The sequence below is a fragment of the Pseudomonas sp. NPDC088414 genome (assembly GCF_044753325.1).
In the GTDB taxonomy this organism is placed as follows: Bacteria; Pseudomonadota; Gammaproteobacteria; order Pseudomonadales; family Pseudomonadaceae; genus Aquipseudomonas.
Window position 1 is genome coordinate 1 of the sequence record NZ_JBIVMY010000083.1, and the last position, 1013, is coordinate 1013.

Here is a 1013-nt window from a genome sequence, read left to right on the forward strand (position 1 = left end):
CTTCTTGCCTGTGTTCAACGCCAGCATGGCGAAGCCGTAGGTGATCGAACTGAACAACAGCAGAGCGGTTTCGCCCAGCACGTATGGCAGTTCGAAGATGTCGTGGCCCGACGGGCCACCGGCGACGTTGTTTACCAGTACTGCGTACACCGCGAAGATCGACGCAAACAGAATGCAGTCGGTCATCAGGTAGAGCCAGAAACCGTATACGGTCATCTCGCCCGAGTCGTGGTGATGGTCATCGTGCCCATGGTCACCATGGGCGTGTCCAACATTGGTCACTAAGTTCGACATGGTTTAAGCCTGTTCCAACGAGGTTACACGGGTGGCATTGGCCGGGATTTTCCCTGCCGCGACCAGACGCTTGTGCTGCTCGGCTTCGATGCGCTCGATCGTTTCCACCGGAACCATGTAGCCCTGGTCGTCACGTGCGGCGTGGATCACGAAGTAGATGACAGTGCCGGCCAGGCTGGCGATCGCCAACCACCAGATGTGCCAGATCATCGCGAAACCGAAGACGGTCAGCAGTGCGCCCATCACCACGCCAGTGGCGGTGTTGTTCGGCATGTGGATCGGCTCGTACTTGGCCGGAGCCTGGTACGCAGTACCGTTTTCCTTGGCCTCGGTGAACGGGTCGATGCAGTCAGCCTTCGGCAGCACAGCGAAGTTGTAGAACGGAGGTGGCGACGAGGTCGACCATTCCAGAGTGTGGGCATTCCACGGGTCACCGTGTTCGCACATGTTCTCTGGCTTGTTGCGGTCACGCACACTGACGTACAGCTGGATCAGTTGGCAGGCGATACCGACAGCGATCATCACCGCACCGAACATGGCCACGTACAGGTACGGTACCCACTCAGGGTTGGTGGTGGCGTTCAGACGACGGGTCATGCCCATGAAGCCCAGTGCATAGAGCGGCATGAACGCGACGAAGAAGCCCGAGATCCAGAACCAGAACGCTGCTTTACCCCAGCCTTCGTGCTGCTTGAAGCCGTACGCTTTCGGGAAGTAGA

1 protein-coding gene and 1 pseudogene are annotated in these 1013 nt (G+C 58.6%); both read right to left on the reverse strand.

Annotation, left to right across the window (positions count from 1 at the left end; all coding sequences use genetic code 11):
• Window positions 1–294, reverse strand: a pseudogene (locus ACIP8I_RS27190) (cytochrome o ubiquinol oxidase subunit III); the annotation flags it as partial.
• Window positions 295–297: 3 nt separating this feature from the next.
• Window positions 298–1013: cbb3-type cytochrome c oxidase subunit I (locus ACIP8I_RS27195; protein WP_400764935.1), on the reverse strand; the 716-nt coding region annotated here is incomplete at its 5' end.